The sequence below is a fragment of the Ostreiculturibacter nitratireducens genome, from assembly GCF_032670585.1.
Taxonomy (GTDB): domain Bacteria; phylum Pseudomonadota; class Alphaproteobacteria; order Rhodobacterales; family Rhodobacteraceae; genus Ostreiculturibacter; species Ostreiculturibacter nitratireducens.
Map to the genome: position 1 here is coordinate 768,506 of NZ_JAVQHL010000002.1, position 25,652 is coordinate 794,157.

The 25,652-nt window shown below is 67.6% G+C and carries 24 protein-coding genes; 12 read left to right on the forward strand and 12 right to left on the reverse strand.

What is annotated here, in order from left to right:
• Both ABCN56_RS11090 and ccoS read left to right on the forward strand, forming a co-directional pair.
• Nucleotides 1–2,196, forward strand: coding sequence for a heavy metal translocating P-type ATPase (locus tag ABCN56_RS11090; RefSeq protein WP_343080855.1), 2,196 nt, complete (start codon nucleotides 1–3; stop codon nucleotides 2,194–2,196).
• Nucleotides 2,197–2,200: 4 nt separating this feature from the next.
• A complete protein-coding gene (gene ccoS / locus ABCN56_RS11095) occupies nucleotides 2,201–2,359 on the forward strand; it encodes a cbb3-type cytochrome oxidase assembly protein CcoS (RefSeq protein WP_343080856.1) in 159 nt (52 codons plus the stop codon).
• Nucleotides 2,360–2,432: 73 nt separating this feature from the next.
• Here the strand turns inward: ccoS and ABCN56_RS11100 are convergent, their stop codons facing one another.
• Together ABCN56_RS11100 and ABCN56_RS11105 are read right to left on the reverse strand one after the other, a co-directional pair.
• The gene (locus tag ABCN56_RS11100; RefSeq protein ID WP_343080857.1) at nucleotides 2,433–4,448 is read right to left on the reverse strand and encodes a D-alanyl-D-alanine carboxypeptidase family protein; all 2,016 of its coding nucleotides are present in this window, start codon (nucleotides 4,446–4,448) and stop codon (nucleotides 2,433–2,435) included.
• 212 nt (nucleotides 4,449–4,660) lie between these two features.
• Entirely contained in the window at nucleotides 4,661–5,365 is a 705-nt protein-coding gene (locus ABCN56_RS11105) for an HAD family hydrolase (protein ID WP_343080858.1), read from the reverse strand.
• A gap of 159 nt (nucleotides 5,366–5,524) precedes the next feature.
• On the opposite strand from ABCN56_RS11105, the gene clpS reads away from it, so the two are divergent.
• The 3 genes from clpS to ABCN56_RS11120 are packed head-to-tail and all read left to right on the forward strand — an operon-like array spanning nucleotide 5,525 to nucleotide 7,742.
• Nucleotides 5,525–5,845, forward strand: a complete 321-nt coding sequence (gene clpS / locus ABCN56_RS11110) for an ATP-dependent Clp protease adapter ClpS (protein WP_343081483.1) — start codon at nucleotides 5,525–5,527, stop codon at nucleotides 5,843–5,845.
• A 24-nt stretch (nucleotides 5,846–5,869) separates the two neighbouring features.
• Entirely contained in the window at nucleotides 5,870–6,880 is a 1,011-nt protein-coding gene (locus tag ABCN56_RS11115) for a class I SAM-dependent methyltransferase (RefSeq protein WP_343080859.1), read from the forward strand.
• A 52-nt stretch (nucleotides 6,881–6,932) separates the two neighbouring features.
• Entirely contained in the window at nucleotides 6,933–7,742 is an 810-nt protein-coding gene (locus tag ABCN56_RS11120) for an SDR family NAD(P)-dependent oxidoreductase (RefSeq protein ID WP_343080860.1), read from the forward strand.
• Nucleotides 7,743–7,745: 3 nt separating this feature from the next.
• Here the strand turns inward: ABCN56_RS11120 and ABCN56_RS11125 are convergent, their stop codons facing one another.
• Complete coding sequence (locus ABCN56_RS11125) at nucleotides 7,746–8,138, reverse strand: hypothetical protein (protein ID WP_343080861.1); 393 nt, start codon at nucleotides 8,136–8,138, stop codon at nucleotides 7,746–7,748.
• Nucleotides 8,139–8,150: 12 nt separating this feature from the next.
• The gene (locus ABCN56_RS11130; RefSeq protein ID WP_343080862.1) at nucleotides 8,151–8,531 is read right to left on the reverse strand and encodes a hypothetical protein; all 381 of its coding nucleotides are present in this window, start codon (nucleotides 8,529–8,531) and stop codon (nucleotides 8,151–8,153) included.
• A 134-nt stretch (nucleotides 8,532–8,665) separates the two neighbouring features.
• On the opposite strand from ABCN56_RS11130, the gene hemF reads away from it, so the two are divergent.
• On the forward strand, nucleotides 8,666–9,556 hold the full coding sequence (gene hemF, locus ABCN56_RS11135) for an oxygen-dependent coproporphyrinogen oxidase (RefSeq protein WP_343080863.1): 891 nt from the start codon (nucleotides 8,666–8,668) through the stop codon (nucleotides 9,554–9,556).
• A 58-nt stretch (nucleotides 9,557–9,614) separates the two neighbouring features.
• On the opposite strand, the gene hemE is transcribed toward hemF, so the two are convergent.
• The gene (hemE, locus tag ABCN56_RS11140) at nucleotides 9,615–10,643 is read right to left on the reverse strand and encodes a uroporphyrinogen decarboxylase (RefSeq protein ID WP_343080864.1); all 1,029 of its coding nucleotides are present in this window, start codon (nucleotides 10,641–10,643) and stop codon (nucleotides 9,615–9,617) included.
• Nucleotides 10,644–10,775: 132 nt separating this feature from the next.
• Here hemE and hemC point away from each other — a divergent pair, with 132 nt between their 5' ends.
• Nucleotides 10,776–11,708: a hydroxymethylbilane synthase gene (gene hemC / locus ABCN56_RS11145; protein ID WP_343081484.1), complete on the forward strand. Its 933-nt coding sequence runs from the start codon at nucleotides 10,776–10,778 to the stop codon at nucleotides 11,706–11,708.
• On the opposite strand, the gene ABCN56_RS11150 is transcribed toward hemC, so the two are convergent.
• Both ABCN56_RS11150 and ABCN56_RS11155 read right to left on the reverse strand, forming a co-directional pair.
• A complete protein-coding gene (locus tag ABCN56_RS11150; protein WP_343080865.1) occupies nucleotides 11,695–12,918 on the reverse strand; it encodes an MFS transporter in 1,224 nt (407 codons plus the stop codon). The two genes, hemC and ABCN56_RS11150, sit on opposite strands and share 14 nt — an antisense overlap.
• A gap of 61 nt (nucleotides 12,919–12,979) precedes the next feature.
• The gene (locus ABCN56_RS11155) at nucleotides 12,980–14,386 is read right to left on the reverse strand and encodes an FAD-binding oxidoreductase (protein ID WP_343080866.1); all 1,407 of its coding nucleotides are present in this window, start codon (nucleotides 14,384–14,386) and stop codon (nucleotides 12,980–12,982) included.
• Between the two features lie 107 nt (nucleotides 14,387–14,493).
• Here ABCN56_RS11155 and ABCN56_RS11160 point away from each other — a divergent pair, with 107 nt between their 5' ends.
• Nucleotides 14,494–16,530, forward strand: coding sequence for an oxidoreductase (locus tag ABCN56_RS11160; protein ID WP_343080867.1), 2,037 nt, complete (start codon nucleotides 14,494–14,496; stop codon nucleotides 16,528–16,530).
• Between the two features lie 70 nt (nucleotides 16,531–16,600).
• Entirely contained in the window at nucleotides 16,601–17,263 is a 663-nt protein-coding gene (locus ABCN56_RS11165; protein WP_343080868.1) for a YceI family protein, read from the forward strand.
• A gap of 48 nt (nucleotides 17,264–17,311) precedes the next feature.
• Here the strand turns inward: ABCN56_RS11165 and ABCN56_RS11170 are convergent, their stop codons facing one another.
• Nucleotides 17,312–18,061 carry an arylesterase gene (locus tag ABCN56_RS11170; RefSeq protein ID WP_425466097.1) on the reverse strand — a complete coding sequence of 250 codons (750 nt, stop codon included), beginning with the start codon at nucleotides 18,059–18,061 and terminating at the stop codon, nucleotides 17,312–17,314.
• Between ABCN56_RS11170 and ABCN56_RS11175 the strand changes: the two genes are divergently transcribed.
• Together ABCN56_RS11175 and ABCN56_RS11180 are read left to right on the forward strand one after the other, a co-directional pair.
• Complete coding sequence (locus ABCN56_RS11175; protein WP_343080869.1) at nucleotides 18,009–18,686, forward strand: ABC transporter ATP-binding protein; 678 nt, start codon at nucleotides 18,009–18,011, stop codon at nucleotides 18,684–18,686. The two genes, ABCN56_RS11170 and ABCN56_RS11175, sit on opposite strands and share 53 nt — an antisense overlap.
• 2 nt (nucleotides 18,687–18,688) lie before the next feature.
• Nucleotides 18,689–21,199 carry an ABC transporter permease gene (locus tag ABCN56_RS11180; RefSeq protein WP_343081486.1) on the forward strand — a complete coding sequence of 837 codons (2,511 nt, stop codon included), beginning with the start codon at nucleotides 18,689–18,691 and terminating at the stop codon, nucleotides 21,197–21,199.
• A gap of 43 nt (nucleotides 21,200–21,242) precedes the next feature.
• Here the strand turns inward: ABCN56_RS11180 and ABCN56_RS11185 are convergent, their stop codons facing one another.
• Both ABCN56_RS11185 and ABCN56_RS11190 read right to left on the reverse strand, forming a co-directional pair.
• Nucleotides 21,243–21,554: a MocE family 2Fe-2S type ferredoxin gene (locus ABCN56_RS11185; protein ID WP_343080870.1), complete on the reverse strand. Its 312-nt coding sequence runs from the start codon at nucleotides 21,552–21,554 to the stop codon at nucleotides 21,243–21,245.
• Nucleotides 21,555–21,586: 32 nt separating this feature from the next.
• Nucleotides 21,587–22,663 (reverse strand): fatty acid desaturase family protein, encoded by a 1,077-nt coding sequence (locus ABCN56_RS11190; RefSeq protein ID WP_343080871.1) that lies wholly within the window; start codon nucleotides 22,661–22,663, stop codon nucleotides 21,587–21,589.
• A gap of 165 nt (nucleotides 22,664–22,828) precedes the next feature.
• Between ABCN56_RS11190 and ABCN56_RS11195 the strand changes: the two genes are divergently transcribed.
• The gene (locus ABCN56_RS11195; RefSeq protein ID WP_343080872.1) at nucleotides 22,829–23,833 is read left to right on the forward strand and encodes a LacI family DNA-binding transcriptional regulator; all 1,005 of its coding nucleotides are present in this window, start codon (nucleotides 22,829–22,831) and stop codon (nucleotides 23,831–23,833) included.
• 52 nt (nucleotides 23,834–23,885) lie between these two features.
• Here ABCN56_RS11195 and ABCN56_RS11200 read toward each other — a convergent pair whose 3' ends face one another.
• Together ABCN56_RS11200 and ABCN56_RS11205 are read right to left on the reverse strand one after the other, a co-directional pair.
• Nucleotides 23,886–25,091: an ROK family transcriptional regulator gene (locus tag ABCN56_RS11200; RefSeq protein WP_343080873.1), complete on the reverse strand. Its 1,206-nt coding sequence runs from the start codon at nucleotides 25,089–25,091 to the stop codon at nucleotides 23,886–23,888.
• A gap of 18 nt (nucleotides 25,092–25,109) precedes the next feature.
• Entirely contained in the window at nucleotides 25,110–25,565 is a 456-nt protein-coding gene (locus tag ABCN56_RS11205) for an RbsD/FucU family protein (RefSeq protein ID WP_343080874.1), read from the reverse strand.
• Nucleotides 25,566–25,652: the final 87 nt, after the last annotated feature.

The window sequence follows — 25,652 nt, forward strand, 5'->3', positions numbered from 1 at the left end:
ATGACCGCCACCTTCACGCCTTCAGCTTCGGCCTGTCCGGCCTGCGACGCGGCGCCCACGGCGCTCGAAGTGGCGGCGGCGGCGCGAAAGGCGGAAGAGGGCGAACGGATCCTCCTGTCGGTGCCCGCAGCGCACTGCGCGGCATGCATCTCCACTCTCGAGAAGGGTCTCGAAGCGGTTCCGGGCGTGCGCTCCGCGCGGGTAAACCTGACCCTGAAGCGGGTGAGCGTGGCTGCCGATCCCGGGGTGACGGCCGAGAAGCTGATCCCTGAGGTCCGGCTCCTCGGCTACGAGGCGCATGAGCTTGACGCTGGGATGCTGTCGGCCACCGACGGCGATCCCGCTTCGCGCGACCTCCTGATGCGGCTCGCCGTGGCGGGCTTCGCCATGATGAACATCATGCTCCTGTCGGTTGCTGTCTGGTCCGGGGCCGAGGCCGCGACGCGGGATCTCTTCCACTGGATCAGCGCCGCGATCGCCTTGCCGACGATCGTTTTTTCCGGGCAGCCATTCTTCCGGAGCGCATGGTCCGCGCTCCGCGTCGGGCGGACGAACATGGATGTGCCGATCTCGCTCGGCATGATCCTGGCGACCGGCACCTCGCTTTTCGAAACGATGCAGTCGGGCGAGCACGCCTATTTCGATGCGGCCGTCTCTCTGACCTTCTTCCTGCTGATCGGCCGCTATCTTGACCAGCGCAGCCGCGCGGCGGCGCGGTCGGCCGCGCGGGAATTGGCGGCGCTGGAAGTTCCGCGCGCGATGCGCATCGGCGCGGCGGGAGAAGAAATCGTGCCGGTCGCGGAACTTCGCGCCGGGGATCTGGTGAAGATCCTTCCGGGCGTGCGGGTGCCTGCCGACGGGATCGTCGAGACCGGGGAAAGCGAGATCGACCGGTCGCTTCTGACCGGCGAGAGCCTGCCCGTTTTCGCAGGCCCCGGAGCCGAGCTCGCGACGGGGGAGGTCAACCTGACGGGCCCCCTCACCCTGCGCGTCACGGCGGCGGGGAAGGATTCCTCCCTGCACCGGCTGGCCGACCTCGTGGCGGTGGCGGAGGCAGGAAGGGGGCGCTACACATCGATCGCGGACCGGGTCGTGCGGTACTACACGCCGACCGTCCACGCGGTCGCGTTCCTCACCTTCGTCGGCTGGTTCTGGATCGCCGGGGACGCGCGGCTTTCGCTGAACATCGCGGCGGCGGTGCTGATCGTGACCTGCCCCTGCGCGCTTGGCCTCGCCGTGCCGGCGGTGATGACGGCGGCTTCGGGAAGGCTCTTCCGGAAAGGGCTCCTCATCAAGGACGGCACCGCGCTGGAGCGCCTTGCGGAGGTCGACACCGTCGTCTTCGACAAGACCGGGACCCTGACGCTCGGCAAGCCCGAAGCCATGAACCTTGACGCGCATTCCGCGCGGGCCGTGCAGGTTGCGGCGGCCCTGGCGGCGGCATCTTCGCACCCGCTGGCGCAGGCGCTGGCAGAGGCTGCGCGCGCGGCCGGAGTGTCGCCCGCGCCGGTAAAAGAGTTGCGCGAGGTTCCGGGATACGGTGTCGAGGGGCGGCTTGGCGCGGAGACGGTGCGGCTTGGACGCGCGGCATGGGTCGGCGCGGAGCCGGGTGAGACGACTGCCGCCTGGCTGCGCGTGGGCGCGGGTCAGCCTGTCGAGTTCACCTTCGCCGACCGCCTGCGGCCGGACGCGGAGCCCATGATCGCGGCCCTGAAGTCGAAAGGGCTCCAGGTCCACCTGCTTTCGGGCGACGCCGAACCCCCGGTTGCGGCACTGGCCGAGCGTCTGGGGATCGCGAACTGGATTTCGGGGGCGCTGCCCGAGGACAAGGCGGCTTTCGTCGCGCGGCTTAAAGCCGAGGGGCGGCGCGTGCTGATGGTGGGCGACGGGCTCAACGACACGGCGGCGCTCGCCGGGGCGCATGTCTCCGTCTCGCCCGCGTCGGCGCTTGATGCGGCGCGGACGGCGTCGGACATCGTGATGCTGGGTGCATCGCTTGCCCCCGTGGCGGAGGCTGCGGGTGTGGCGCGTTCCGCGATCGCGCGGATCCGGGAGAACATCGTGATCTCGAACATCTACAACCTCGTCGCCGTGCCCCTGGCGGTTCTGGGCTACTGCACGCCGCTGTTCGCAGCGCTGGCGATGTCGTCCTCGTCGATCACGGTGACGCTGAACGCGCTTCGCGTGAGGAGGTGAGAAGGTGGAAATCCTTGCCTACCTGATCCCCATTTCGCTGTTCCTCGGCGGCCTTGGCCTTGGAGCCTTCTTCTGGTCGATCCGGACGCGGCAATACGACGATCCGGAGGGAGACAGCCGCCGGATCCTGTCGGACGACTGGGACGACAGGCCGAAGCCCTGACGGTTTCTTTCACCTGGAACGCCGGCAGTAAGGCCGGGCAAAGCGGCCCTCGTCCTTGCGCGGGTCGTACCTGTCAGGGCGCCAGCACCGTGCACTCGCTCCCGCGCGCGGTCAGGCGGCGGCAGGCGAGGCTTGCCTGGTCCTCGCTGAGACCGGCAAAGGTCGCCTCGAAGCCACCCTTCCGGTTCACGACCTTGCGTAGCGCGTCGTCGAGCGTGCCGATCTCGGCCAGCGCCGTCTGGAGGAGGACGCGTTCCGCCTCGTAGCGGGACGGGTAGCGGCCGACGTTGATGCCGAAATGCCGCCCACCCGAGGTGGAGACACGCATGACGACTTCCTGTTGCTGCTCGACGGTGGCAGGCGCGTCGACGGAGGCGAGAAGGATGCGCGCCGGTTGCGGCTGCTCCGGCTCTGCGGCGGTTTCCGGCGAAAGCGCGATCGCGGCCAGCTGGACCGTTTCGGGTTGCGGATCGGTCGTCCCGGCCAGGAGAACGGAATCGGCGGAGACCACCTCATCCTCAGGCGCCGTATCGGGTTCCTCGGCACCGAGCGCCTCCGCGAGCGCCAGCGCCACGGCCGCGGCCATCGGGTCGGTTTCCTCGGCGGCAGGGGCTTCGGCGAGCACTTCCGTGGGCGCTTCCATCTCGGGCTTCGGTTCGGGCCGCACCCCGGCGATCGCGAGGACTTCCGGTGCGGCTTCTGCTTCCTCGTCCGCTTCCGGCAGGGCCTCGGCCAGCGTTTCGGCCAGTGCGAGCGTTTCCGGCTGCGGTTCGGTTTCCTGCGCAAGCGTCACGGGAGCGGTTTCCGGGGCCGTTTCGGCTTCGGCAAGCTCCACGGGGCCGGCTTCCGGATCGGTAGAGGTTGCTTCCTCCGCGACGGCAGCCACTTCGGCCTCTTCCGCGGAAGGATCGGCGGGAAGATCCGGGCGCGGCTCGGGCGGCGGCATCGTCGCGGCCAGGGCCAGTGTCTCGGGTTGCGGTTCGGTCGTCTGGGCGAGCGTAACGGCATCCGCCACGGCTTCGGCCTGAGCGTCGGCCGCCGGAGCGACCTCGGCCAGCGCGGCGTCGATGCCGGACTGCATCGCCACCAGCATCTCGGCGGGCGGTTGACCGTGCGACGGCCGCGCCTTCGGACGAGGGCTCGCATTCACGCTGCCGCTTACACGGATCTTCTTGCCCGAGGCGAGGGGATCGTCGCGGGTGGCGTCGAGCGCGTCGGCCACGAGCTCTCCGGGCACGTATTGCGGGGGCGACGGCTTCTGGACCCTCGCACGGTTCGGCGCGCGCTTGAAGCCCACGTCGAGCAGTTCGGCCACGCGGGCGTTCCGCGCGGCAGTGGATCGGCCGCCAAACACCGTGGCGATGATGCGCTTGTCCCCGCGCTGCGCGGAGGCGACGAGGTTGAAGCCAGCGGCCGAGGTGTAGCCCGTCTTGATGCCGTCGGCGCCTTCATAAGCGGCGAGGAAGCGGCGGTTGGTGGAGGCGACCTGCGCGATCCCGGCATCCGCCGAGCGGCGGGAGAAGAGGTTGTAGTACTGCGGATAGTCGTAGAACAGGTGCCGGCCGAGCGTGGTCATGTCGCGCGCGGTGGAAAGGTGTCCCTCCTCGGTCAGGCCGTTGGCGTTCTTGAACGTCGTCCGCGACATGCCGAGGGCCTTGGCAGTGCGGTTCATGCGCCGGGCGAAGGCGGCCTCGGACCCCGCGATCGCCTCGCCGATGGCCGTTGCGGCGTCGTTGGCCGATTTGACCGCGGCCGCGCGGATCAGGTAGCGAAGCGCGATCTTCTGTCCGGCCTGAAGTCCCAGCTTGGAGGGCGGCTCGGAGGCGGCGTGCTTGCTGATCGTCACCATCGTGTCGAGGCTGATCTCGCCATGCTCGATCGCCTCGAAGGCGATGTAGAGCGTCATCATCTTGGTGAGGGAGGCCGGATGAAGCCGGGTGTCCGCGTTTTCGGAGTGAAGCACTTCGCCCGTTCTGACGTCGATCACGTAGTCCGCGTACGGAGCGGCGAGCGCAGCCAGAGCGCTGAAAGCGTAGAAGGAGAGAACAAATAGCCCATGACGGACCCACTGCCCAAAGAGCGCGGTCATGGTTTCACCCTTATCCTGCCTCGTGCCCCGATCAATTTTGGCGTCGGAGCTTAATTGTTTGACGCGAAGCGTAACACAGAGGGTTGCGTGGGAAAACAGTTTATTTTCAAGAACTTTGAACGCGGAGTTCACACAGGTGGCCTGAGCGGGCACCAGTTGTTGTGATTGGCTGGCGCGGAATCCGCTACATATTGTGGCCCTGGGCGAGCCGACTATCCCGCAAGGATTTCCTCGACGAGGGGCGCGAGGCCGGAAAGGTCTGCAAGTTCCCGGAACCTGGCTTGCGCGTCGGGGTGGTCGGCATGTTCCAGTTCCCAGGTGACAGCGTGGGGAACGTGGACACCCCAGGAGCCGGCGTCGAGCGCCGGGATCACGTCGGATTTCAGTGAATTTCCTACCATCATCGCGCGCTCCGGCCCCTCGCCGTGCCGGCCGAAGGCGGAGCGGTAGGTGGCCTCCGTCTTCTGCGAGACGATTTCGACCGCGTCGAAAAGCTCGCCGAGACCGGACTGCGCCAGCTTGCGCTCCTGGTCCAGAAGGTCGCCCTTGGTGATGAGGATCAGGCGGAACCGGCCCGCCATCGCCTCGACCGCTTCGCGGGCGTGGGGGAGAAGCTCGATCGGATGCGACAGCATCTCGCGCCCGGCCTCCATCAGTTCCCGGATCACGGACGCCGGCACGCGGTCGTCCGTCACCTCGATCGCGGTTTCGATCATCGACAGCACGAAACCCTTGATGCCGAAGCCGTAATGGCCGAGGTTCCGCTTCTCCGCCGCAAGCAGGCGATCCGCCAGGTGATCAGGTTCCGCATAGTTCGACAGCAGCGCCAGGAAACGCTCTTGCGTCATCTGGAAAAAGCGCTCGTTGTGCCAGAGTGTGTCGTCGGCGTCGAATCCGATGGCGGCGAGTTTGGTCATGTTCGTCCTTTCCTGCCCATAGATGCCGATCAGCGACCGAGTTTTCAATGCAGGCCAAAGCGCCCCTTTTCAGGAAATGCCGAGGCTTTATATTGGAACCCCGAGCCTGAAACAGTCGCAAACCCGCGGAGCGCTGACTTGACCCTTCGTCCTCTCCACATGTCCGGCCAGGATGGCCGCCCTGATGGCGAGACTTCGGTCGTCACCAAGACCAAGCCGAAGACGCAGCGGCCGCCGCTCTACAAGGTGCTGCTGCTGAACGACGACTACACGCCGATGGAATTCGTCGTCCATGTGCTCGAACGGTTCTTCGGGATGAGCCATGCGCAGGCCTTCGAGATCATGCTGACGGTTCACAAGAAGGGTGTCGCCGTCGTGGGCGTGTTTTCCTTCGAGGTGGCGGAGACGAAGGTGGCGCAGGTCATGGATTTCTCGCGCCGGCACCAGCATCCGCTGCAGTGCACGATGGAAAAGGAATAGGGGCAGAGCGCCCGGACCCATCCCATGCAGGACAGCCGCCTGACCCTGGCGCTCGACCGCGCCGAGCCCTTACCCCCCGCCGGGCTGATCGCCGTCTTCGGTCCGTCGGCGGACGCCGACCTTTCCGGGTTGCCGAAGGAGCGTGTCCTCGTCGTGCAGGGGTTCCGCCCCGATCACGATGCCTGGGCGGCGCGCGGATACAGCGTCCTGCCCGAGGTCGACGGGGAGTTTGCCGCCGCCGTCATCTTCCTCCCGCGTGCGCGGGGGCTGGCGCGTGCCTGGGTCGCGGAAGCGGCGGCGCGCGTGGGCTCCGGTGGAGCGATCTGGATCGACGGCCAGAAGACCGACGGCGTCGATTCGATGCTGAAGGAACTGCGCGGCCTGGTTCCGGTGTCGGAGCCGTTTTCGAAGGCGCACGGCAAGTCCTTCTGTTTCCCGTCGCCCGGTCCGGGGCTTTTCGATCCCTGGGTGGCACAGCCGCTCATGCCCGCGCCTGGTTTCAGGACGATGCCCGGCGTATTCTCGGCCGACGGCGTGGACCGTGGATCCGCCGTTCTGGCGGAGGCGCTTCCCGCGCGGCTTCCCGCGCGCGTGGCCGACCTCGGCGCCGGCTGGGGCTGGCTCGCGGCGCAGATCCTTGCCCGTGAGGGCGTGGCGGAGGTTCACCTGATCGAGGCGGATCATACCGCGCTTGCCTGCGCGCGCGCGAACGTGACCGATCCTCGCGCGCGCTTCCACTGGGCGGATGCGACACGCTTCGTGCCCGACCAGAAGTTCGACGCGGTCGTGACGAACCCGCCGTTCCATACCGGGCGCGCGGCCGATCCGGCGCTCGGCGCGGCATTCATCAGGGCAGCCGCCTCGATGCTGAAGCCCGACGGCCGGATCTGGCTTGTCGCCAACCGGCACCTCCCCTATGAGCGCGTCATGGCCGAATGCTTTCGCGAGGTCGCGGAGGCAGGTGGGGATCCGGGTTTCAAGGTCCTTGTCGCATCGCGGCCCGTCGCAAGCCGCCGCGCCGCGTCGTCGCCATGAAGTTGCCGTCGGTCTCGGCTAGTCTCGCTCAGAATCAGTTCAAAGAGGCACCATGTCCTTTTCCATCGCTGGCAAAACCGCCATCGTCACCGGGGCCGCGACGGGCGTTGGCCTGGCCATAGCCCGGCACTTCCAGGAGCGGGGCGCAAACGTCGTCGCCGCCGACATGGATGAAGCCAGGCTGAACGAGGCCCTCGGGGCCGACGCCTCCGACGACACGAACCTCCGGATCTTCGCGGGCGACCTTTGCCAGAAGCTCGCCATCGCCAACCTGCTCTCCACGGCCATCGATGCCTTCGAGCGGGTGGACATCCTCGTGAACGCGAACCGGGCCGTCGCCGTGACCGATCCGATCGCTGGCGACGACGACACGATGGAGGCCATGCTGCGGCAGAACCTCCTCGCGAACCTGAAGATGAGCCAGTCGGTGGCACGCCGCATGATTGCCCAGGCCGAAAGGGAAGGGGCGGAGGGCGCGCCCGCCGGGTCGATCGTCACGGTCTCGTCCATTGCTTCGCAGCGGACGCGGGCGGAACTTCTGGCCTATTCGGTGGCCTGCGCCGGTCTCGACCAGGCCACGCGGTCGCTGGCGCTCGCGCTCGCGCCCCACCGGGTCCGGGTGAACGGGGTGGCCTTCGGCAGCGTGATGAGCGGCCATCTTCAGAGCGTGCTGAAAGAGCATCCGGACTGGCGGGCGGAGATCGCGGCCGGAACGCCGCTCGGCCGGATCGCGGCGGCCACGGAAGTCACCGAGGCGGTGCAATACCTTGCCTCCGATGCCTCGGGCTTCGTGACGGGGCAGATCCTGACCGTCGACGGTGGTCGTACCCTTCTGGACCCCGTCGCGGTGCCCGCGCACTAGGCTCTATTCGGGATACTTCGCCTTGCAGGCGGCGATTTCGGCGGCGGCGATCCGCGTGAGTTCGGCCTGCTTCTCCCTCAGCGCGACGAGCTTGCGCCGTTCCAGGTCCGGAACGATCGCGACCCGCCGGCGGATCGTTTCGGTCTCGTCCTCGAGGCAGTAGTGCGGGCGCGGCCGGCCGCCCTCTTTGGCCGGGGGCAGCCAGTCGCAGATCGCCCAGACCGGGCGCGTGATCTCGTAGGTCTGGTAGGCGTAGCCACGGGCGAGGTTGCCCTCGATCTCTGCGATCAACTCGTTCACGGTTCTCAGCTCCCGCGTGGCGGTCTGGATGCAACGTTCCTGCGGCGTGGCGCAGGCGGCGACGAGAAGGAGAAGGGCGAGGGCGGCGCGGCGCATTCTGGTCTCCGGTCAGGAACGGGCCGCCTCGCAGGCGGCGATCTCGGCGGCGATCCGGCGGGCGAGTTCGGCGCGGCGGGCTTCTAGAGCGGCGAGCTTCTCGCGCTCCGCCACGGGGTCGATGGCGACGGGTCCTGTGCGCGTCGTGGCCGTGCCCGGCGTGCAGAGGCTTACGCCGACGTTGTCACCGCCGCCACCCACGCAGACGTTGAAGCCTCCGCCACCGGTCGTCGTCCGGCCCATCGCGTAGCCCCGGTCGAGGTTGAGGCGCGTTTCGGCGATCAGCGCGTCGATCCGTTCAAGCTCCGGCGTGAGCGCGCTGCGGCATGTTCCCGGCGGCACCGCGCAGGCGGCGAGGAGGACGAGGATGGAAAGAGTGGCGAGAGGGCGCATGCCTGGGCTCCTGCGGTAGTTCGGCGCCCAGCATAGGACGCGCGCGCGCGGCTGCCAAATCACGTTCGACCGGGGCTTGTCCACCGGCCCTCAGACTGTAAAAGCTGAACTGACCGGTTTGACGGAGGCAGGCGATGAAGGAAGATTTCGAAGGGCGGAAGGCCAGAGCTTCGGGCTGGTTCCGCGAGCTTCGCGACCAGATCGTTGCGGCTTTCGAGGGGCTTGAGGACACGCAGGCCACGGGTCCCTTCGCGAATGAGCCCGCCGGGCGTTTCGAGGTGACGGTGACCAAGCGCGCGTCGGAGGACGGATCCGACGCGGGTGGCGGGCTGATGAGCGTGATGCGCGGCGGGCGGGTCTTCGAGAAGGTGGGCGTCAACGTCTCGACCGTGCATGGTACGCTGGGCGTCGCGGCGCAGAAGGCGATGGCGGCGCGGGGCGTTCCGGGGATCGAGAAGGACCCGGAGTTCTGGGCCTCGGGCATCAGCCTGGTCGCGCATATGCAGAACCCGCATTGCCCCGCCGTGCACATGAACACGCGGATGTTCTGGACGCCCCACGCCTGGTGGTTCGGCGGCGGCGCGGACCTGAACCCCTGCATCGAGTATCCCGAGGACACGGCCGATTTCCATTCCGTGCTGGAAGCGGCCTGCGATGCGCATGCGCCGGACTACTACGAGCGGTTCAAGGCCTGGGCGGACGAGTATTTCTTTGTGCCGCACCGGGGCCGGGCGCGCGGTGTGGGCGGCATCTTCTTCGATGACCTCAACACCGGAGACTGGGAGGCGGATTTCGCCTTCACCCAGGACGTCGGGCGCGCCTTCCTGCCCGCGTTCCTGCCTGTGACGGAGCGGCGGCGAAACACGCCCTGGACGGACTCCGACAGGGACACCCAGCTTATCCACCGCGGGCTCTATGCCGAATACAACCTCGTCTACGACCGGGGCACGAAATTCGGCCTGGCGACCGGGCACGATGCGAATGCTGTCCTGATGAGCCTGCCGCCGGTCGCGAAATGGCCGTGACGATGCCGGCGGAACCCTCCGCCGGATGATACCTGCCTGCGGCGGACCGCTCGGTCCGTCAGGCGCCGCGCAACGCGTTCAGCATGATGTGGACGTTCTCCGGGTCAGCGTCCGGCGTGATGCCGTGGCCGAGGTTGAAGATGTGCGGTCCGCCGGAGAATGCCTTGGCTATGCGCCTGGTCTCCGCGACCAGTTCCTCTCCGCCCGCGACGAGGAGGCGCGGATCGAGGTTCCCCTGCACGCAGCCGTCCTTCTGAACATGCTCGGCCGCCCATTCGGCGGAAACGGAATTGTCGAGAGCAACGCAGTCCGCCCCCGTCGCGCGGGCGAAGCCTACGTAACGGTCGCCCGCCTCGCGCGGGAAGGCGATGACCGGGAGGCCGGGGTGGCGGCGTTTCAGCTCCGCAATGATCCGCTTCGCCGGCGCGAGGGCGAAGTCGTCGAAGTCCTGCCCCTTGAGAGAACCCGCCCAGCTGTCGAAGAGCTTGATGACCTCGGCACCTGCCTCGACCTGCGCGGACAGGTAGTCGATCGTCGCCTCGGTAAGGAGGTCGATCAGGCCCACGAAGGTGGCGCGGTCGGAGGTTTTCAACGCGTGGGCTGGCGCCTGATCCGGGGTGCCGCGTCCCGCGATCATGTAGGTGGCGACCGTCCAGGGCGCTCCCGCGAAGCCGATCAGCGTCGTCTCGCGCGGGAGCTCGCGGGTCAGGATGCGGATCGTTTCGTAGACCGGCGCGAGCGTTTCGTGGATCTCGTCCTTGCCGCGCAGTGCCACGAGTCCGGCCTGCGTCGTGATCGTCGAGAGCCGCGGCCCCTCGCCGGTCACGAACCACAGATCGGCGCCAAGGGCCTGGGGCAGGAGCAGAATGTCTGCGAAGAGGATCGCGGCATCGAAGCCGTAGCGGCGGATCGGTTGCAGCGTGACTTCGGCGGCAAGCTCCGGCGTGTAGCAGAGGCTGAGGAAATCACCAGCCTTCGCGCGGGTGGCGCGGTACTCGGGCAGGTAGCGGCCAGCCTGGCGCATCATCCAGACCGGCGGCACCGGAAGTGTTTCGCCCGCAAGCGCGCGCAGGATTGTCTTGGTCATGCCTCGTCTCCTTTGCACCCTTCATCGCGGGCCTAGCGGGGATGTCAAGGCGGGGCTTGCCGGTATGGGCGCGGGACGATGTCGCGGGGCATTGCGCGGGCCTGTCCGGGCGGATAGAGCGAAGGCATGGATATGCCTACGCCCCAGAACCCTCTGAAGATCGGCACGCGCGGCTCGCCGCTGGCGCTGGCCCAGGCGCACGAGACGCGGGGGCGCCTCATGGCGGCGCATGCCCTGCCCGAGGCCGCCTTCGAGATCGTGGTGATCAAGACGACCGGGGACCGCGTGCTGGACCGGCCGCTGAAGGAACTCGGCGGAAAGGGGCTCTTCACGAAGGAGATCGAGGAGGCGTTGACCTCCGGCGCGATCGACATAGCAGTCCATTCCATGAAGGACATGCCCGTCCTGCAGCCCGAGGGGCTGACGCTTGGATGCTACCTGCCGCGAGAAGATGTCCGAGACGCTTTCGTCTCGTCCACCGCGGCGCGGCTTGCCGATCTGCCGGAAGGGACCGTCGTCGGTTCGTCCAGCCTGCGCCGACGGGCGCAGCTTCTGAACCGGCGGCCGGACCTGAAGGTGGTGGAGTTCCGGGGCAACGTGCAGACGCGGCTGAGAAAACTCGAAGACGGCGTCGCGGCGGCCACCTTCCTCGCCATGGCGGGTCTGAACCGTCTGGGCATGGCCGGGGTCGCACGGTCCGCGATCGAGCCGGAAGAGATGCTGCCCGCCGTGGCGCAGGGCGCGATCGGGATCGAGCGGCGCGTGGCGGATGCGCGTGCCGAGGCGCTTCTGGCCGTGATCCATGACCGGGTGACGGGCGAGCGGCTGGAGGCCGAACGCGCCTACCTCGCCGAACTGGACGGCTCCTGCGAAACCCCGATCGCCGGGCTTGCGGTCATCGAGGGCGACGAGGTCTGGCTCCGGGGTGAGATCCTGAGGCCCGACGGATCCGAAGCGATCCGGGGCGAGGGCCGGGCGCCCGTGGCGGACGCCGCAGAGATGGGCCGCGATCTGGCGCGCAGGCTACTCGCGCAGGCGCCTGCAGGGTTCTTCAGCTGGCGCTGACCTTGCCGCGCCCGGGCTGCCGGTCGGCCCGCAGAAGGGCCGCCGCCGCCGCCATCATGATGAGCGCGCCGAAGAGTGCCGCAGTGGCATAGCCCTGAACCCAGATGCCGAGCGCGAAAGCCCCGGCGCAGAGGACGTCCCCCACCACGCGCTGCACGGCGATCAGCGCGCCGCCCATGCCGGGCCGGGTGGACACAAGGTCTTGCAGGTAGGCGATCGGCAGCGACAGGACGATGCCGCCGCCGATCGCGGCGGGGATCGTGAGAAGCCAGACCGCGTCCGACGCGGCGAGAAGTGGCATTCCGACGAGATGGATCGTGTAGGTTGCCGCCCCGGCCGCGATGAGCGTGGTGCGCGCGAAACGTGCGGTCAGGAGGGGAACGGCGAGCATCACCGGCACCTCCAGCCCCGCGACGACGCCGGCGTAGATCGCGGTCGCGCTTTCACCCCGCCCGGGCAACCCGCTGAAGACAAGGCCGAGCAGCGCCATGTAGAGCGTCATGCCGCCCATGATCGCGCCGAGGCAGAAGATGCGGAACGCGACGTGGGGAACCAGGATTTCCTTCAGCGCCGCGGCGAAGGACAGACCGCTTTTCGGATCGGCCCAGACTGTGCCTCCGTCCCTCGGCCACGCGCGCAGGATGAGAAGCAGACACAGCGCGCCGAGCGCCCCCGTGACCGGATAGACGTAAAGCAGTGTGGCGCCCGAGCGGAAGGCGATCGACCAGATCGGCAGGACGATGATGAACGGCAGCGCGAAGAGCGCCCGCATGGCGGCGAGGATGGCATCGCGTTCCTGCGTCGGGCGGGAGGCGGCGGCAAGGCGTGTCAGCGCGAAGATCTGGCCGAACAGCGTGGAGCCGAGCGGCATCAGGATCGCGTGGCCGAGCCAGAAGGCCGTCGCGGACATCCCGAGGCGGGGAATGACGACGCTGGCGAGAAGAAGCGACGCTGACAGGATCGCGACGCGGCGGCGGTTCGCGCGCTGGTCGGTGAGGATGCCCAAGGCCAGGGCCGCGACGACGGCCGTGGTGGATGCAATGGCGAGGATGGCGGAGTAGGCGTTTTCGGAGAGGCCGAAGACCTCGATCGCGAGGAGCGACTGATAGGGGCCAATGGACGCAGCGAAGGCGCCGGTGAGAATGATTGCGAGGGCGGCGAGCCTCAGCGCCGGGTCGGATGCTATGGCGCGGAGGGAAGCGGGGATCATCGTCCCCGCCACTCCGTCCGGGGGAGCGGCAGGCGCCGCGTGGCTGATGCGTCGGCGCACATCACGGCAAGGTCTTCCCCGGGTTGAGGATGTTCTTCGGATCCAGAGCCGTCTTGATCGCCCGCATGGTCGACAGCGCCACGGGGTCTTTCCGACGGCGCATGGAGGGAAGCTTCGACAGCCCGATCCCGTGTTCGGCCGAGAATGAACCGCCAAGCTCCGCCGTGACATCCTCCACCGCCTCGCGGATCGCGTCGTGTTTCGCGGGATCGTTGGAGGAAGGGTAGGCGGTGTAGTGGATGTTGCCGTCGCCGAGATGCGCGACGACCATGTCCTCGGCTTTTGGGTCGAGCGCGGCCAGGCGGGCCTGCATGCGGGTCAGGAAGGTCTCCACCCGGTCGAGCGGCACGGCGAGGTCTGTGTCGACGAGCGGGTGGCGGTTCAGCGTGATCTCGGCGGCGGCCTCGCGGCGGGCCCACATCTCGGCCCGCTGGGTGTCGTTCTGGGCGAGGACCGCGTCGAGGACGGCGCCCTTTTCCATCAGGCCGGCCAACGTCTCTTCCAGGCGGCGGGCGATGGGCACGGTGCCGTCGGGCAGCGGCGTGGCGTCGGCGGGCGCGGTGGCGCCGACCTCGACCAGGACGTTGATCTCATGCCGTTCAGAGAAGGGCTCGCGCAGGTCCGACCGACAGGCGGCGAGGCGGTCCATGTAGCGGCCGGGCATGTATTCGAAAGCCTCAACGGCGCCGCCGGTGTCCATTTGCAGGCGGTTGAGGAGCGAGAGCGCGTCCGACAGCGAGGCGAGGGCGACCATCGCGGTGGCATAGGCGCGCGGGCGCGGGGTCAGCTTCAGCACGGCTTGGGTGATGACGCCGAGCGTCCCCTCGGCGCCGATGAAGAGGTCGCGGAGATCGTAGCCTGAGTTGTCCTTGTGAAGCTCGGACATGAGGTTCATCACCCGCCCGTCGGCAAGCACGACCTCGAGCCCGAGGCAGAGTGCGCGGGTATTGCCATAGCGCACGACGTTGGACCCGCCCGCGTTGGTCGACAGGCAGCCGCCGATCATCGCCGAGCCGCGCGCGCCGAAGGTGAGCGGGAAGGCGAGCCCATGTTCCGCCGCGGCTTCGTGAAGGCGGGAAAGGACGACACCCGCCTCGACGATCGCGATGCGTGCCTCTGGCCGGATTTCGCGGATGCGGTTCATCCGTTCGAGCGAAAGCATGAGCGCGCCTTCGGCCTCGGTCGCGCCGGTAAGCCCCGTGTGGCCACCGACGGGAACAACCGCAGTGCCGTCCGCATTCGCGCGGCTGAGGATGGCGGCGACCTCTCCGGTGTTGGCGGGGCGAAGGACCGCATTCGGCTGCCAGTGGTACTTGCCCGTCCATTCATGCCCATAACGCGCCGCATCCACGCCGGTCAGCACGTTTTCGGCGCCGATCAGGGCGGCGAGGTCTTCGATCAGAGGCATGTTCCGTATCCCTGTTTTTGCCGCGCAGTTTCTATTTGTTGCCGCCATTTGACCAGAGGGCATGGAATCGCTCTTTCAGGATCGGGGGAGTCAGGAGGCCCTCGCCCATGTCCAATGATCCCCTACTGCAGCCCTTCCGGCTGAAGCACCTCACTCTGAAGAACCGGGTGATGTCGACCTCGCATGAACCTTCCTACGCCGAGGACGGTCTGCCAAAGGACCGTTACCGGCTCTATCACCGCGAGAAAGCGCGCGGCGGGCTGGCGCTCACAATGACGGCGGGGTCGGCGATCGTATCGCAGGACAGTCCGGAGGCCTTCGGCAACCTTCACGCCTACAGGGACGAGATCGTTCCGCTCATGAAGCGGATCGTGGAGGACTGCCACGAGCATGACTGCAAGGTCATGATCCAGCTCACCCATCTCGGCCGCCGGACGGGGTGGAGCAAGGGGGACTGGCTTCCGGTGCTTTCGCCATCCCCGATCCGGGAACCCGCGCACCGCGCCTTCCCGAAGGAGGCAGAGGACTGGGACATCGAGCGCATCATCGCGGATTACGCGGCAGCGGCTCAGCGGATGCAGGAAGCCGGGCTCGACGGGATCGAACTCGAGGCCTACGGCCATCTGATGGACGCCTTCTGGTCGCCGGCAACGAACCGGCGGACGGATGAATGGGGCGGCTCGCTCGACAACCGGTTGCGCTTCACATGGTCAGTCATCGACGCCATCCGCAGCGCGGTGGGGCAGGAGTTCATCGTCGGCATAAGGATGGTCGCGGACGAGGTCTGGGATAAGGGCCTGTCGAAGGAAGAAGGCGTGGAGATCGCGCGGCGGGTCGCAGCCTCGGGGAAGTTCGACTTCATCAACCTGATCCGGGGACGCGTCGAGACGGATGCGGAACTGACGAAGGTGATCCCGATACAGGGCATGGCCTCCGCCCCGCATCTCGATTTCGCGGGCGAGGTCAGGGCGGCGACCAGGTTTCCCGTCTTCCACGCCGCGCGCATTCCAGACGTGGCGACGGCGCGGTATGCGATCGCGTCCGGCAAACTCGACATGGTCGGGATGACGCGGGCCCATATCGCGGACCCGCATATCGTCCGAAAGGTCATGGCGGGGGCGGAGGACCGCATCCGTCCCTGCGTGGGGGCGACCTATTGCCTCGATCGGATCTACGAGGGCGGAGAGGCGCTCTGCATCCACAACCCATCGACCGGGCGGGAGGCGCGGTTGCCGCACGCGATCCCGCAAGCGGAGACGCCGAAACGCGTCGTCGTGGTAGGCGCGGGTCCTGCGGGGCTCGAAGCGGCGCGGGTCGCGGGTGAGCGTGGCCACCGGGTAACGGTCCTTGAAGCGTCTGACCGCGCCGGGGGGCAGGTGAACCTGCTGACCCAGAACCCGCGTCGGCGCGAGATGATCGGGATTGTGGACTGGCGACTCGGGGAACTCGAGCGGTTGGGCGTGGAGGTTCGGTACAACGTCTTCGCGGAGGCAGAGGACGTCACGGGTCTGTCGCCCGACGTCGTGGTGATCGCCACGGGCGGTCTGCCGCAATTGCCGGAGATGGACGGCGTCCAGAACGTGACGACGAGCTGGGACCTGATCAGCGGCGAAGTCAAGCCGTCGGGGCGGATCCTCGTCTACGACGATGGCGGCGGGCATGCCGGAATGACGGCGGCCGAGATCGCAGCCCGGGGCGGGGCCGAGGTGGAACTGGTGACGCCCGAACGGACGCTTGCGCCGGACATGGGGGGGCTGAACCACGTTCCCTACATGCGGGCCTTCCACGAATGCGGCGTGCGCGTGACGGTGAACACCCGCGTCACGGCCGTGCGGCGGGAGGGCAATGAACTTGTCGCGGTGATGGGCTCGGACTTCGCCACCGGCTGGAGCGAGGAGCGCCGCGTGGACCGCGTCGTGGCGGAGCACGGGACCTCGCCCATGCAGGACCTGTACTTCGCGCTGAAGCCCTTGTCGCGGAACCTCGGCGTGGTCGACTACGCGGCGCTCACGGCGGAAGGCGATATCTTTCCGGTGAAGAACGCGGCGGGTTCCTTCACGCTTTACCGGATCGGCGATGCGGTGGCGGCGCGGAACGTCCACGCGGGTATCTACGACGCGCTGAGGATGGGCATCCGCTGGTGATCGCGGGTGTGTTGGTTGACAGGGGTGCGGCGGGGCCGGACCATCCGGGGCAATGAACCCGGAGGTGCCGATGACCTTCCGCCGCCTCGCCGCTGCCCTCTGCGCGTTCCTCGCGCTGCCGGTGTCGGCCGAGATCAGGCCCGTGCCGACGCAGGCGCCGGCGGGGGTCTACAAGCTCGACCCGGACTATGCGCGGGTGATCTTCAAGGTGAGCCACCTGGGGTTCTCCAACTACACCGCGCTCTTCACGAGGCTCGACGCGGAGTTGGTCTTCGACCCGGAGGACCCGGAGGCGATGATGCTTCGCGCCACGGTCGATCCAGCATCGATCGAGACGCACTACCCGGACCCAACCTTCAATTTCAACGCATTGCTGGCTGGGCCGGATTTCCTGGATGCCGGACAGTTCCCCGAGATCACGTTCGAAAGCACCTCGATCCGGCTGACCGCGCCCGATCGCGCGGCCGTGCGCGGTTTCCTGACCCTGCACGGCGTGACACGCGAGATAACGCTGCGCGTGAAGTACAATGGCGGCTATGCTGGACACCCTGCGGACCCCGGCGGTGCGCGCATCGGGTTCTCCGCTTCGGGAACGATCTTCCGGTCGCATTTCGGGATGAGCCTCGGGTTGCCGGAGCCGGGCACGACGCTCGGCCTCGGGGATGCCGTGCAGGTCCAGATCGAGGCCGAGTTCATCAATCCGGACGCGCCGGGGCCCCAGCTTGGCCCTTAGATCCCTACCTCCTGCAGGGATGGTTGCGGCCGGAAAAACACGCCGGGATCAGGCAGGATCGCGCTCTTTCGTGATTTTCAGCAATTCCAGAACATGGGGCCCCAGCGCCTCGACGATCATGGCGACGCCGGCGGCATTGGGATGGATGCCGTCCGTTTGCATGAGGTCGCGCAGCGTCGCGGCCCCGTCATCCCGTTCGGTGAGAGGGGCAAGGAGATTGTCGAAGAGGATCGCGCCGTACCGGGCCGCGAGGTCGGGATATATCGCCTCGAACTCGGCCTTGTAGTCGGGTCCGTAGTTCCCCGGCGCCGCTATCCCGACGAGCAGGACGGGCAGGCCGTGCGCCGCCGCTGCTTCGAGCATCGCCGTCAGGTTCGCCCGCGCCTCGGCGGGCGGGAGGCCGCGCAAAACGTCGTTGCCGCCGAGCGCGATCATGAGCGCGTCGACGTCGTCGGTCAGCGTCCAGTCGATGCGGGCGGCGCCGCCGGCCGTCGTGTCGCCGGACACGCCGGCATTCACCACGGTGACGTCCTCGCCCCTTTCGGTGAGCCATGCCTGAAGCTGTGGAACGAGGCCCTCGCCTTCCGGCAGGCCGTAGCCTTGCGTGAGGCTGTCGCCAAGCGCGACGAGCGTCAGAGGATCGGCCAGGGCCGGCGTGACGGATACGAGGAACGCGAGAGAGAGGTTGCGGAGCCGCCGGGCCGCGCCATATCCCGAAGAGGCGAGGAAACGAAGGGCGAGCGGGATGAGTGAGGCGGTTCTGACACTGCGGCGGACGGGGCTGGTGCTGGAGGGCAATGCAGGTCCCGTCGAAGTGCTTCGGGAAATCACGCTCGACGTTCGGCGTGGCGAAAGCCTCGGGCTGGTGGGGCCATCGGGTTCGGGCAAGTCCTCGCTCCTCATGCTCATGGGCGGGCTCGAACGCGCGACCTCGGGCGAGATCCGCGCCCTGGGGCAGAATCTCACGTCGATGGACGAGGACGCGCTGGCCCGCTTCCGCAGGGGGAATATGGGCATCGTTTTCCAGTCCTTCCACCTGATTCCCACCATGACGGCGCTGGAGAACGTGGCGCTTCCACTGGAACTCGCGGGGGTTCCGGATGCCTTCGGGCGGGCGGAGACGGAGCTTGCCGCAGTCGGGCTTGACCAGCGGATGGGGCATTACCCGGCGCAGCTGTCCGGGGGCGAGCAGCAGCGCGTGGCGCTTGCCCGAGCGGTGGCGCCCCGGCCGGCGATCCTTCTGGCGGACGAGCCGACGGGGAACCTCGACGCGGCGAACGGAACGGCGATCATGGACTTGCTGTTCGACCTGCGCGACCGGCACGGCGCGACACTCGTCCTCGTGACCCACGCGCCGGAACTGGCGGCGCGCTGCGACCGGGTGGTGCGGCTGCACGCCGGTCAACTGGAGGGCGAAGCGTGAGGATGCCTCTTCCCGCCCGGATTGCCCGCGCCGAGATGCGCGGAAGCCTCGGCGGTTTCGCAGTGTTCCTCATCTGCCTGATGCTGGGCGTCGCGGCGATCGCCGCGGTCGGGACGCTTCGGGAGGCGATCCGCACGGGGCTGTCCGAGCAGGGCGCGGTCCTTCTGGGTGGGGACGCGCAGATGGAGTTCACTTACCGCTACGCGTCTCCCGAGGAGCGGGCGTGGATGGAGGAGCGGGCGCTCGAGGTTTCCGAGATCGTCGATTTCCGGTCCATGGCGGTCGTCGGGGACGGGGAGGCGGCCGAGCGGGCGCTGACGCAGGTGAAGGCCGTGGACGATGCCTATCCGCTTGTCGGCGCGGTGGAACTCGACCCGCCGATCACGGTCACGGAGGCGCTCCGGGCCGGAGGCGCGGTGATGGACAGGGTGCTCGTGGACCGGCTGGGTCTCGAAATCGGCGACAGGTTCCGGCTGGGTCTGGCTGAATTCGAATTGCGCGCGCGGCTGGTGCGGGAACCTGACAGCGCGACCGGGGGCTTCGGCCTTGGGCCTCGGACACTCGTGCGGACCGCGGACCTCGCGGACTCGGCGCTGCTGGAGCCGGGGACCCTGTTCGAGACGGCTTACAGGCTGACATTGGCGGAGGGCGCGGACATCGGAACGATTCAGCGCGAGGCGGAGGCGGCCTTCACCGACAAGGGCATGCGGTGGCAGGACCGGCGGCGGGCGGCGCCCGGCGCCGAGCGGTTCGTGGAGCGGATGGGGTCGTTCCTCGTGCTGGTGGGCCTCGCGGGGCTGGCGGTCGGGGGCGTCGGGATCTCCGCCGCGGTGCGGGCCTATCTGGAAGGCAAGACCGAGACCATCGCGGTCCTGAAGGCGCTGGGCGCGGAGGGGAACACGATCCTCGCGGTCTATCTGATCCAGATAGGCGCGCTCACGGCCTTGGGCATTGCGCTGGGTCTTGCGCTGGGTGCGGGACTGCCGCTGTTTCTGGCGCCCGCGATCGAGGCGCGGATGCCGTTTCCCATCGCGCTCGGCCTCGCACCCGGCGCGCTGGCCGAAGCAGCCCTTTATGGCACGCTGACGGCGGCGCTGTTCACGCTGTGGCCTCTCTCGCGGACGCGGGGCGTCAGGGCCGCAGCTCTGTTCCGCGATCTGGGGCCCGGGCGGCGGGAGAGACCAAGGGGCTTCGTCGGCGCGGCACTGATCCTCATTCTTGGCGCGCTCGTGTCGGCCGCGATCTGGTTTTCCGGTCTTCCGGAACTGACGCTCAGCACGGCGGGTGGCGTGATCGCGGCGCTCGCCGCGCTTGCGCTGGCCGCGTCGGGGCTGCGGTGGCTGGCGCGGCGGCTCTCGCGCCGGGCGCGGGGTCGGCCGGCGTTGCGGGCCGCGTTTGCAGCGATCGGCGGGCCGAGAGAGGAGGCGACCTCGGTCATCCTGTCGCTGGGCCTTGGACTGTCGGTCCTGGCGACGGTCGGGCAGATCGACTGGAACCTGCGCGCGGCGATAGACCAGGACCTGCCGAAGGTGGCGCCCTCCTATTTCTTCGTGGATATCCAGAACGACCAGATCGAAGGGTTCCGCGAACGTCTCCTGACCGATCCGGCCGTGTCCAGGGTCGAAAGCGCGCCGATGCTGCGTGGCGTCATCACGCGGATCAACGGCCGCCCGGCGCACGAGGTCGCGGGCGGGCACTGGGTGGTGCGGGGAGACCGGGGGGTGACCTATTCCGCCGGACTTCCCGCGAACACGACGCTGACTGCCGGCGAATGGTGGCCCGAGGACTACGACGGTCCGCCCCTGGTGAGTTTCTCGGCCGAGGAGGCGGAGGAGATCGGGCTGAGGCTGGGCGACATGCTTACAGTGAACATCCTCGGCCGCGATATCGAGGCGCAGGTCGAAAGTTTTCGGCAGGTTGATTTCTCCACCGCCGGGATCGGCTTCGTTATGGCGATGAACCCCTCGGCGCTGTCTGGCGCGCCGCATACGCATATCGCCACCGTCTATGCCGAGGAGAGTGCAGAGGCGCCGATCCTCAGGGACCTTGCGAGCGCCTATCCGAACATCACTGCGATCCGCGTCAAGGACGCGATCGCGCGGGTGACGGAGGCGCTGACGGCCATCGCGCGGGCAACGGCGCTGGCGGCCGGGGCGACGCTTCTGACCGGTTTCGTGGTGCTCATCGGCGCGGCGGCGGCGGGCGAGAGGGCGCGGGTCCGCGAGGCCGCTGTCCTGAAGACGCTCGGCGCCACGCGGCGGCAGGTGCTGCTGTCCTTCGCCGCGCGTTCGGCGATGATGGGAATGGCGGCGGGGATGGTTGCGATCCTCGCGGGCGCTACGGCCGGATGGGCGGTGATGACGTTCGTGATGGAGACCTCGTTCCGGTTCGAGCCCGTCTCGGCTCTGGCGATCATCCTCGGCGGAGCGCTTGCGACCTTGGTCGCGGGGCTTCTCTTCACGCTGAGGCCGCTTGCCGCGCGGCCGGCGCAGGTCCTGCGCGCGCGGGAGTGAGGGGCTGGCTCACCGCCGGTGCTGCCGGCGACGAGCCGGTCCTTCAGATCTGGATAAGCACGCGGTCGCCTTGGACCTTGGTCGCATAGGTCTTGAGGTTCACGCAGACCGGCGCGCGGACGGCCTCGCCGGTGCGGTAGTCGAACTGCCCGTTATGCTTGGGGCATTCGATCACGTAGTCCATGACCAGCCCGCCGGACAGGTGGACCTTTTCATGCGTGCAGACCCCGTCCGTGCAGAAGAATTCACCGTCCGGGCTGTGATAGATCGCGAAGGTCCGCCCGCCGTGGTCGAAGCGGATCAGATCCTCTTCGTCGATGTCATCGGTCGAGCAGGCATCCACCCATTCACTCATGATCGCGTCTCCTTGTCTTGCTGTCTGTTCTTTCAGCCCGCCGCGCCAAGCGCGCTCGCGTGGAAATCCTCGCGGTAGGGCTTTGCGGTCGCCGGCAGTTGGCGCTTGAGGAAGTAGTCCTCGTACTTGAGTTGCCGCATCCAGGCGGGCCACATCTCGCGGTAGGCAGCGGCGATCGACTTGTTGGGCACGGGAAGGTCGTGCTTGATCACCTCGTGCAGCCGCGGCAGCGCGTGGTAGGGCACCATCGGGAACATGTGGTGCTCCACATGGTAGTTCATGTTCCAGTAGATGAACCGAGAGATCGGGTTCATGTAGCAGGTGCGGCTGTTCAGCCGGTGGTCGACCACGTTGTCGGCGAGCCCGCCGTGCTGGATGAGGCCCGTCATCACATGGTGCCAGGCGCCATAGAGGCGCGGCAGGCCGATGACCATCAGCGGCAGGATCGAGCCCATCCAGAGCGCGAGGCCGACGGTGGCTGCATAGATAGCAAGGTGAATCCGGGCGACACGCACCACCTTCGGCCATTCCGATTCCGGCACGAAGGCCCTTTCCTCCGGGTGCACGCCGATGAAGGCGTTGTGGAAGGTGCGCTTGAAGAACGCCCAGACGTCGAAGACACCGAAGAAGTTGCCGATCAGCTTCATGAGCACCGGGGGGCGCATCACGGCGATCTCGGGGTCGCGGCCGACGATGTAGGTGTCGGTGTGGTGGCGGGCGTGGCTCCAGCGCCAGGTGGCGGAGTTGCGCATGATCATGAACGACGCGATCTCGTAGACCACGTTGTTCATCCAGGGGGTGCGGAATGCCGTGCCGTGGCTGCATTCATGCCAGCGCGAATCCGAGGCAGAGCCGTAGAGAACGCCATAAGCCAGCCAGAAGGGAGCGGACCACAGCGACGGCCAGAGCCAGATGCCGATGCCGGCAAGGACGATCATGGAGCCGTAGAGGATGATCGTGTCGCGGATCGCCGGCCGGTCGGAGCGCTGCATCAACTCTTTCATGACCTTTCGCGGCACTTCCGTATGGTACCATTCGGCTGCGGCGAGACCGGTTTCGACGGCACGCTTCGCGTCCTCACCCAAAAGACTGTAGTCCCGCTTTCCCATCGCGCGTCCTCCCGAAAAAAAGTGATGGGGCAACATACCGGCGACCTGTTGTCGCACCAACAGGCGGGCTTGCATTATTCGTCAAAAACCATCAGGAATGATGGCCGAAAATGACGAAAAAGCATCGGAATAGGCGGGATGGCGCGAAGGCCGACAATTGCCGATGTGGCGCGAGAAGCGGGCGTCAGCGTCGCGACGGTGGACCGGGTTCTGAACGGGCGTGAACGTGTCCGGGAGGATACCGCGCGGCGCGTCTACGAGGCGGCGCGCGAGGTCGGATACCATGCCGCCGCGCTGATCGAACAGCGCCTGAAGATCGAGATGCCCGAAATCCGCATGGGGTTCGTGCTGCACAAGGAGCGGCAGGCGTTCTATCAGTCGTTCGCGCGAGAGATTGCGGCGGCAGCGAAATCCGCTTCCGGCGTTCGGACGCAGCTGCAGATCGACTTCTCCGCCTCCCAGTCGCCAAGCGAGACGGCGGAGCTCCTGCTCGCGATGGCCGACAAGGCGGAGGTCGTGGCGGCTACGGCGGTCAACCATCCGGCAATCACTGCCGCGGTCAGCGAACTGAAGGCGCGCGGCATTCCCTGCTTCGCGCTCCTTTCGGATTTCGCTCAAGGTGTCCGCGAAGGCTACATAGGCTTGAACAACCTGAAGGTCGGCCGGGTCTCGGCGTGGATGATCGCGACGGCGGCGCGTGGCCCTGGCAAGGTGGCCCTGTTCGTGGGCGGGCACCGCTGGCATGGGCACGAACTGCGCGAAGCGGGTTTCCGCAGCTACTTCCGCGAGGCGGCGCCCCAGTTCGAGGTGCTGGACACATTGGTGAACCTCGAAACGAGGCAACTCACTTACGAAGCGACGCTGGACATGCTGCGGCGTCATCCAACGGTGCGTGGCATCTACATCGCCGGCGGTGGGATGGAAGGAGCAATCGCCGCCGTTCGCGAAGCGCGGGAGCCGGGCGAGGTCGTGTTGATCGTGAACGAACTCACGCCCGAGTCCTCTGCCGGGCTTGCCGACGGCTTCGTGACGATGGTGAACGGTACGCCATTGCCGGAGCTATGCCGGGAACTTGTCGGCCAGATGATCCGCGTCGCCGGCGCCGGCCCGTCCGACCTTCCCGGGCAGGTCTTCATGAAGCAGGACATCTACCTGCCCGAATCGATGTGATTTCGAATGACCTCACTTCGGTCCCGATCGCTCAACGGGGACGGAGGCCGTGTCAGGAGACGCCGGTTTCCGTGAGGTAGCGCATCGCAAGCGGTATGGCCGCGGCGCCGAGAACGCGGGCCTGGGGGCCGACCGTTCCCTCGCGGATCACCGGCGGCTCGATGCCCGACAGATCGAGCTTGTGGAATGCATCGTGCGTGCGCCGCGTGATCTCGGCCCGCACCTCGGACGGAACCCAGCCATCTATCAGGATGCTGTGGAGTTCGAGGAGTGTCGTGGCCGAAAGGCTTGCATGGGCAAGCCCGTTCGCGGCCTCGGTCAACCAGCGGTCAAGAACCTCGGAGTTCTTCACTGTCCAGTCCGGGGTCTCCCAGAGCTGCCGGGCATCCTCGCCTGCTTTCTCAAGGTCGCGCGCGAGGACGGACATGCTTGCCACCTCGATCAGGCGCCGCGGTTCGCCGCTGTTGGTCGGGACGGGCATGGGCCCCATGCCTGCGGCGTTGCCTGACCGGCCCGTATAAAGCCGACCGTTGAGCACGAGGCCGCCGCCGATGAAGTAGGCGAGGTAGAAATAAAGGAAGTCCTTCGGCCGTTCGCCGGTGCCGAATACGAGTTCCGCGCCGCAGGCGGCGGTCGCATCGTTCTGAACATGGACCCCGATGCCCGTCAGCGCGGCAAGTTCCGACTGGATGTCACGAACGCGCCAGGCATCCATTTCGTGCTGCGGTGCGCCGACATGTTCGATCCAGCTCCAGAGCTGGAACGGCATGGCCACGCCGAGGCCGACGATCCGGGACTGGAGTTTCTTCGGCAACTCCCCCTTCAGAATTGGCAGCGCCTTCTCCACGAAATCCAGCACCGCATCCGGTGTCGGATAGGACCAGACCTGGCGGCGGAAGCCGCGGATGTTGCCCAGGAAATCCACCAGCGCGAGGTCGACGCTGCGGCGCCCGATCTTCAGGCCGAAGAAGAAAGCCCCGTCGCCATTGAGCGACATCGGCACGGAGGGTTGCCCGATCCGGCCCCGGATCGGCTCCCCCTTGACCAGCAGCCCCTCTGCTTCGAGGCCGCGCATGATGACAGAGACGGTCTGCGCCGACAGTCCGGTCATCTGGGCGATATCGGTCTTGCTGAGCTCGCCGCCCTGACGCACCAGAGACAGGACGAGACGTTCGTTATGCGCCCGCATGCCGGCCTGGTTCGAGCCTCGCGTGGCGAGTCCCTCGGAACCGGGGATATCGAGTGTGGGATCGGGCATCGTTCAGTCCTGGCCCCCTCAGCCGCTGACGCGCGCCGCGATGACGCCTTTCCTGAGGATGACATTTGCGTAGAGTTCCGGCTCGCTCGTGGCAACCACCGTGTGAGCGCCGCGAATCCGGGGATACAAGGCGTCGCCAGACAGCGGCGTCACGGGGAAATCCGGTGCGAGATCGCGGCAGAGCGCGTCGATGCGGCGGTGGATGTCGCCGGCCTGCGCGGGGTCGTTGTTGAGCGCGGCGCGGAAGATGGCGCAAGGCACGGAAAGATCCAGCGGCGTGACCTCGAGGACCGCGGCGAGAATGGCCTCGATGCCGTGTCCGTCCGCGCGGACAAGCCGCCTTGCATGTTCCTGGGCCGGGTAATTCCCGTCAACGAGCGCGATTTCGTCGCCATGCCCCATCGAGCGGAGCGCGAAAAGGAACTCCGGGCCGAGGATGGATGGAATGCCGATCAGCATGACGATCTCGCTCACATGATCAATGCTCAGGACCGACTGGCCCATGGCACGCGTTGGTTCCGAGACTGCTGGCAAGTGGGTCTCGTGTCAATAATAAATCAG

Bases quoted from the DNA above. Each gene is read 5' to 3' on its own strand.
- ABCN56_RS11090 (WP_343080855.1), top strand. From the start codon at position 1: ATGACCGCCACCTTCACGCCTTCAGCTTCGGCCTGTCCGGCCTGCGAC.
- ABCN56_RS11100 (WP_343080857.1), bottom strand. From the start codon at position 4,448: ATGACCGCGCTCTTTGGGCAGTGGGTCCGTCATGGGCTATTTGTTCTC.
- ABCN56_RS11105 (WP_343080858.1), bottom strand. From the start codon at position 5,365: ATGACCAAACTCGCCGCCATCGGATTCGACGCCGACGACACACTCTGG.
- clpS (WP_343081483.1), top strand. From the start codon at position 5,525: ATGTCCGGCCAGGATGGCCGCCCTGATGGCGAGACTTCGGTCGTCACC.
- ABCN56_RS11115 (WP_343080859.1), top strand. From the start codon at position 5,870: ATGCAGGACAGCCGCCTGACCCTGGCGCTCGACCGCGCCGAGCCCTTA.
- ABCN56_RS11120 (WP_343080860.1), top strand. From the start codon at position 6,933: ATGTCCTTTTCCATCGCTGGCAAAACCGCCATCGTCACCGGGGCCGCG.
- ABCN56_RS11125 (WP_343080861.1), bottom strand. From the start codon at position 8,138: ATGCGCCGCGCCGCCCTCGCCCTTCTCCTTCTCGTCGCCGCCTGCGCC.
- ABCN56_RS11130 (WP_343080862.1), bottom strand. From the start codon at position 8,531: ATGCGCCCTCTCGCCACTCTTTCCATCCTCGTCCTCCTCGCCGCCTGC.
- hemF (WP_343080863.1), top strand. From the start codon at position 8,666: ATGAAGGAAGATTTCGAAGGGCGGAAGGCCAGAGCTTCGGGCTGGTTC.
- hemE (WP_343080864.1), bottom strand. From the start codon at position 10,643: ATGACCAAGACAATCCTGCGCGCGCTTGCGGGCGAAACACTTCCGGTG.
- hemC (WP_343081484.1), top strand. From the start codon at position 10,776: ATGCCTACGCCCCAGAACCCTCTGAAGATCGGCACGCGCGGCTCGCCG.
- ABCN56_RS11150 (WP_343080865.1), bottom strand. From the start codon at position 12,918: ATGATCCCCGCTTCCCTCCGCGCCATAGCATCCGACCCGGCGCTGAGG.
- ABCN56_RS11155 (WP_343080866.1), bottom strand. From the start codon at position 14,386: ATGCCTCTGATCGAAGACCTCGCCGCCCTGATCGGCGCCGAAAACGTG.
- ABCN56_RS11160 (WP_343080867.1), top strand. From the start codon at position 14,494: ATGTCCAATGATCCCCTACTGCAGCCCTTCCGGCTGAAGCACCTCACT.
- ABCN56_RS11165 (WP_343080868.1), top strand. From the start codon at position 16,601: ATGACCTTCCGCCGCCTCGCCGCTGCCCTCTGCGCGTTCCTCGCGCTG.
- ABCN56_RS11175 (WP_343080869.1), top strand. From the start codon at position 18,009: ATGAGTGAGGCGGTTCTGACACTGCGGCGGACGGGGCTGGTGCTGGAG.
- ABCN56_RS11180 (WP_343081486.1), top strand. From the start codon at position 18,689: ATGCCTCTTCCCGCCCGGATTGCCCGCGCCGAGATGCGCGGAAGCCTC.
- ABCN56_RS11185 (WP_343080870.1), bottom strand. From the start codon at position 21,554: ATGAGTGAATGGGTGGATGCCTGCTCGACCGATGACATCGACGAAGAG.
- ABCN56_RS11190 (WP_343080871.1), bottom strand. From the start codon at position 22,663: ATGGGAAAGCGGGACTACAGTCTTTTGGGTGAGGACGCGAAGCGTGCC.
- ABCN56_RS11200 (WP_343080873.1), bottom strand. From the start codon at position 25,091: ATGCCCGATCCCACACTCGATATCCCCGGTTCCGAGGGACTCGCCACG.